The organism is Halochromatium sp. NSM3 (assembly GCF_059621085.1).
Genome location: NZ_JCAQIA010000071.1, coordinates 1 through 4,639, shown reverse-complemented (window position 1 = coordinate 4,639; position 4,639 = coordinate 1). Strand labels below are relative to the sequence as shown.

The following is a 4,639-nucleotide window of genomic DNA, read 5'->3' as shown; positions in this document are numbered from 1 at the left end:
AGGGTGTTGCCTTTGGCGGCGGCGCCGTAGGCGGCGATGCGGCGGCCGGCGCGCTTGTTCGCTAGCAGATGGGCGAGGAGGTCGTTCTTGATGTGGTCGGCGCGCGGCTGGAAGGCTTGGTAGGTGCTGAGGTCGAGCAGGCCCTGCTGTCGTTCGGTGGCGAGCAGGTCGATCACTGCCGGAGTGCTCGGGCGCGGGTCGTCGGCGTGGATGCCGTAAACGCGCAGGCTGCCGCCATGCGTAGACAGCTGTTCGACATCCCAGAGGCGCAACTCTTGGGCCTGGAAGATGCGCTGGACGGCGTGCGGCGAGAAGGACGAGATCAATCGCGTTCGTTGTTTGATTTCTGCTTGGCGAACCAGGCTTCGATGGTGGCGGAATCAAGCCCCTTGAGCCGATCCTCGGGATCGAACCGCTGGAGAATCGCGTCGGGGTCGCTGCGGATGGCCTCGTCGATGACCATCTCGTGGGTCTCGCGGAGGAATTGTTCCAGGGTGTAGGCCATGTCAGGTGCCTCGCGTCGGTAGAGCATCACCGGCGAGGTCATCACCACGCCCTACTCCTTCGTCGCCACCGCGCATGCTGCATGATTACCGGAGAAAGTGACATGAACGAATTTCACCCAGCCACGCGCAGTATCGAGGTTTCGTCTGGAGAGTCCGTGCGTATCCTGCGTGAGCTTCAAGGTTTCAGTCAAAAAGAACTCGCCGTCCGCGCCGGATTGCCCCTGGCGGCGCTGGTCGCCATCGAAGCCGAGCGCTCGCCCCTCGACATCGAGCAGGCCAAGGCCCTCGCTCGCGCGCTCACATGTCATCCCGGTGCCTTGGCTTTTCCGGCGTGGGATCTCGAGCAGGAATCGGCCGCTTAGCGCCAGTGGATCTTCGCCAGAAACCTGCACGCATCACCGGCGCCGCCGCTGGTTTTGGCCGCGCCCTCGCCGAGCGCCTGTTCGCCGAAGGTGCCCGCGTCGCCGCGCTCGATTGCGACCGCGAACGGCTCGAGCAGTTCGCCGCGACTCATCCAGCACTGCTCGCCACGGGCTGAGAGATCGTGCAGGATGTCGCGAAACTGTGGCACATCGGGTTGCAGCGCCGCTAGGAGTGATCGGACCAGGGCGTGAAAGCCGATGTCGACCTTTGCACAGAGCGGTGTGGTTGACACTCGAATCACGCAGCGATTCGCTGGGGTTGAGCTTTGGGTTCTGGGAGGGGGCGATTCATCGTTGCACAAGCTTCTAGCCAAGAAGCCATGGCCGCGTTCATTTCGTGCAAGGCTTCTTGCTGGGTGTCGCCAAATGCGGAACAGCCTGGCAAATCCGGGGCGATGGCAATGAAACCCTCGTCTTCATCGCTCCAGAAAATCTCCACGAGGTATCTATTGGCCGGATTCATACTTTTCCACCATTTCGATCAATTGCCTGGCTTGATCGGGCTTGATGTAACCCGCCCGGTTCTGAAAATTCAGCAGGACCGGCTCGCCAACACGGCCATAGGTCTGATGTGAGCCTTGCCCGCCCTGGCATTCAAATCCCAATGCCTCGGCAATGCGGCAAGCATCCTCGAATCGGACTGCCTTTGGGTTGGTCCGTAACGCAGCAATGCGCTTGTCCCGCTTCATAACTGACCTCGCCGCAAATACCCATCCGGCGCCACGCTGATCAGCAGCTTGTGGTCGATCTGCTTGTCGATCTCGAACTCCGGGTGGGTCTTGAGGTACGCATGCACAGCGGTCTTGGGATTATCGCCCGGTCCCCAGGGGCGATCGGGGAACATGTCGGCCGGCAGGTCTTCGATGATGGTATCAAACACCACGCAGTAGCTGCCGGGGGTGACCAGCGGGGCGTAGGCTTCCAGCTCGGCGAGGACGTGGTCGTGGGTGTGGTTGGAGTCCAGGCAGACGAGGATGCGCTCATGGCCCTGAGCCGCCGTCTGTACCTGCTCGATGATCTCGGGGGCGATGGAGGAGCCTTGGATCATCTGGATGCGGCTGGCCATGGGATGGGCTTCGATGGCGGCGCGGTTGTGGGCGCGGATGTCGATGTCGAGGCCGATGACCTGGCGCTTGGGGTGCGCTGGATTGAGCGTTTTGCCCTGCTCTGCGGCTTCGCAGTAGTCGAGCAGCGCGAGCATCGATGCGCTGAAGATCAGCGAGCCGCCGTGGGCGATGCCGGTTTCGATGATCAGGTCGGGCTTGATTGACCAGATCAACTCCTGCATCGCCATCATATCCTGGGGGTATTGGATGATGGGCCGGCCTTGCCAGAAGAAGTTGTAGGAATATTGCGACAGGATGGTCGCCTGCATGAAGGCTTGACCAGCGGCCATCAGGCCATCGTTGTGTTCAACGGCCTGAAGTCGCGCTTGGACCGCTTGCTCAAATTCCGTCATGTTCGATCCCAATGTAGGTGTAGTGGCCGCCTGACATGGCTTTGATCTCGTCGGCGTAGATGGAATTCATGATGTAGAGCGGAGAACCCGCTGGTAACTTGGCGAGTCCTGCGTCGGGTGCATGCACCCGAAGGCCAGTCGCTGGCAGGTAAAGGCCCTGTTTTGCCGGGTTCAGGTCGATCACCACGTCGACGGGTTGTCCGAGACGTTCGCGCAGCAGTGCGAAGATGACGCCCTTGGAGGCACCACCCCAGACGCCGACCGGCAACCGTCTGCGGTCTGCGGTCTGCGGTCTGCGGTCTGCCAATGATGAAAGGAAGTCATCCGGCAGTTGGAAGGCGTCTTGGTCTTCTGCTAAGGGTCGCCGCAAGGAGGCCAATTCGGCGACGACATACTGATATTGCCCACCAAACAGATGCCCTGCAGCGACAACCTCGCCAAAGAGGCGACGGAAGTCGCTGGGCCGAAAATAGTTGACATGCTCATAGAAGATGTCGAACCAGGCTCGCTGCTGGCCGATCCACTCCAGGCAGGGCACCTCGATGTAGATGAGCCCAGCGCCGCCGTTGGCGTCGCGCACTTGCCGCAGGAATTCAAACGGGGTCTGCAGATGCTCCAGCACATGCCGCAGCACCACACCCTTGGCGGTCAGACCGACTTGCGGGTCAAACGCACGCGGTTCGATTGCCGGGTGATCGCCTTCGTAAGCCGGATCGAAGCCGCGAATGCCGACACCACGCGCGAGTAGCCGTTCGAGAAAATAGCCTTTGCCGCAGCCGACCTCGATCAGCCCATCGCGCCCCAGATAGCGCTCGACCAGGTCGGCGACCTGTTCCAGATGACGCTGAAAGACCGGGCTGACCGCCTGTTCGTTCTGGTAGTGCTGATCGTAGGCCATCCGCTCGGGGCGAAAGGCCTGGTTATAGATCAGCCCAGTCGTGGCATCCTGAACCAACCGAATGTCGCCGCGCGGACAGGCGCGCCCCGCTTCGGCGCTGGCGTACATGCGGTTTTGGAAGATCGGAAAGTCGCGCTGCTCATAGAGCAGGGTTTCAGGCACCGCCATGTTGTAGGTCTCCATCGGGGATGCCCAGCACACAGGGCGGATCGAAGCGGTTGTCCGGCCGCGCACCAAAGTGCAGGAGGTCTCGGCGACCGTATTCATCGGCAATCTGCTCGGCCAGTTGGCGAACAGTGATCGGCACCCCGGAGCAGATGTTGATGGCGCCTTGGCGCTCACCGAGGGCAACGGCAGCGATGCGCTCACCGGCCTCGCGCACATCGAGAAAATCGCGAATCTGCCGGCCGCTAGTCAGTTCGGCGGGCTCGCCAGCGGATAGGCGGGCACGCAGATGCGGTACCAGCCGGCGCGCGTCCTCACCTTCGCCATAGAGGTAGAACAGGCGGCACCAGGCAAACGCGATCCCGGCCGCAGGCAAGAGTTGGCTCAGGAGTTGGAAGGTCGAAGCCTTGGCGGCGGCATAGAGGGTTCCAGGCCGCAATGGGGTCTCTGCACTGAGTACGCGCGCTTGGACATCGTATTCAAAGCAGGTGCCGATGACGATGAAGCGCCGTCCGCCGGTGCGTTGGAAGGCTTGCGCGAGGCGCAGCGTGCCGTTCAGGCAGTCGAGATTGCGTTCGGAGGTCAGGTACTGACCGGGCTCGGCATACCAAGCGGCATGAATCAGGGTATCGATGCCAGCGGTGAGGGCATCGAGGCCAGCGTCGGTTTCGGCGAACAGGTCAGCCGTGGTGGCAATCTCCAGGCCGTCCGGTTCTGCTGGCGTGTCTGGCCATTTGGAGCCGGGGCGCTTGATGACGCGAACCGGCTGATCGCGTTCCATGAGCGCGCGGAGGATTTGGCGGCCGACGAAGCCGGTGGCGCCTGTCAGTCCTAGCATCCTGGGCTCCGCATGTAACCAGCGCAGTGATCGCCCCAGCTGTTATACGCATCACAGCCATTGACGGCGGCATTCGTGGTATCGCGCACTTCCAACTGAGTGATGGAGGGTTGGGGGTCGGGGATTAAGACGCTCATAGATTCAGTCCATTGCAAATTTGTGTGATGGTTCGGCTGGAAATCGATTCAACTTCAGTTGGATCTCAGCGTCGATAATGACCGGATCACTGATCCAGGGCACCGAGTTTAGGCAGATTTGGGTATCACTTGATCAGATCTATTGTCCAAGTCCAAGATACCAGCCCTTTTAAGGTGCATAAAAACAACATTTAAGATCAGCCGGTTACGATAT

The 4,639-nt window shown here is 61.0% G+C and carries 9 protein-coding genes; 2 read left to right on the top strand and 7 right to left on the bottom strand.

The genetic code is table 11. The annotated features are described in order from the left end of the window. Positions 1 to 326, bottom strand: a 326-nt coding sequence (locus AC54T3_RS17100; RefSeq protein WP_496626520.1) for a Rossmann-fold NAD(P)-binding domain-containing protein, incomplete at its 3' end; no start/stop codon positions are given. After that, a complete protein-coding gene (locus tag AC54T3_RS17095; RefSeq protein ID WP_496626519.1) occupies positions 323 to 550 on the bottom strand; it encodes a hypothetical protein in 228 nt (75 codons plus the stop codon). The genes AC54T3_RS17095 and AC54T3_RS17100, both read right to left, overlap by 4 nt. Positions 551 to 607: 57 nt before the next feature. On the opposite strand from AC54T3_RS17095, the gene AC54T3_RS17090 reads away from it, so the two are divergent. After that, positions 608 to 868 (top strand): helix-turn-helix domain-containing protein, encoded by a 261-nt coding sequence (locus AC54T3_RS17090; RefSeq protein WP_496626518.1) that lies wholly within the window; start codon positions 608 to 610, stop codon positions 866 to 868. Then, positions 808 to 1,044: an SDR family NAD(P)-dependent oxidoreductase gene (locus AC54T3_RS17085; protein ID WP_496626517.1), complete on the top strand. Its 237-nt coding sequence runs from the start codon at positions 808 to 810 to the stop codon at positions 1,042 to 1,044. The genes AC54T3_RS17090 and AC54T3_RS17085 overlap by 61 nt, the downstream gene beginning before the upstream one ends. 122 nt (positions 1,045 to 1,166) lie before the next feature. Here the strand turns inward: AC54T3_RS17085 and AC54T3_RS17080 are convergent, their stop codons facing one another. From AC54T3_RS17080 to AC54T3_RS17060, 5 genes are read right to left on the bottom strand one after another with little or no spacing between them, the layout of a single operon-like run. Further along, positions 1,167 to 1,391 carry a type II toxin-antitoxin system HicB family antitoxin gene (locus tag AC54T3_RS17080; protein ID WP_496626516.1) on the bottom strand — a complete coding sequence of 75 codons (225 nt, stop codon included), beginning with the start codon at positions 1,389 to 1,391 and terminating at the stop codon, positions 1,167 to 1,169. Continuing rightward, on the bottom strand, positions 1,375 to 1,617 hold the full coding sequence (locus AC54T3_RS17075; RefSeq protein WP_496626515.1) for a type II toxin-antitoxin system HicA family toxin: 243 nt from the start codon (positions 1,615 to 1,617) through the stop codon (positions 1,375 to 1,377). Before AC54T3_RS17075 ends, AC54T3_RS17080 begins: the two co-directional genes overlap by 17 nt. Continuing rightward, entirely contained in the window at positions 1,614 to 2,387 is a 774-nt protein-coding gene (locus AC54T3_RS17070; RefSeq protein WP_496626514.1) for a cephalosporin hydroxylase family protein, read from the bottom strand. The genes AC54T3_RS17075 and AC54T3_RS17070 overlap by 4 nt, the downstream gene beginning before the upstream one ends. Beyond that, positions 2,374 to 3,453: a class I SAM-dependent methyltransferase gene (locus AC54T3_RS17065; protein ID WP_496626513.1), complete on the bottom strand. Its 1,080-nt coding sequence runs from the start codon at positions 3,451 to 3,453 to the stop codon at positions 2,374 to 2,376. Before AC54T3_RS17065 ends, AC54T3_RS17070 begins: the two co-directional genes overlap by 14 nt. Next, positions 3,440 to 4,288 carry an NAD-dependent epimerase/dehydratase family protein gene (locus AC54T3_RS17060; protein WP_496626512.1) on the bottom strand — a complete coding sequence of 283 codons (849 nt, stop codon included), beginning with the start codon at positions 4,286 to 4,288 and terminating at the stop codon, positions 3,440 to 3,442. The genes AC54T3_RS17065 and AC54T3_RS17060 overlap by 14 nt, the downstream gene beginning before the upstream one ends. Positions 4,289 to 4,639: the final 351 nt, after the last annotated feature.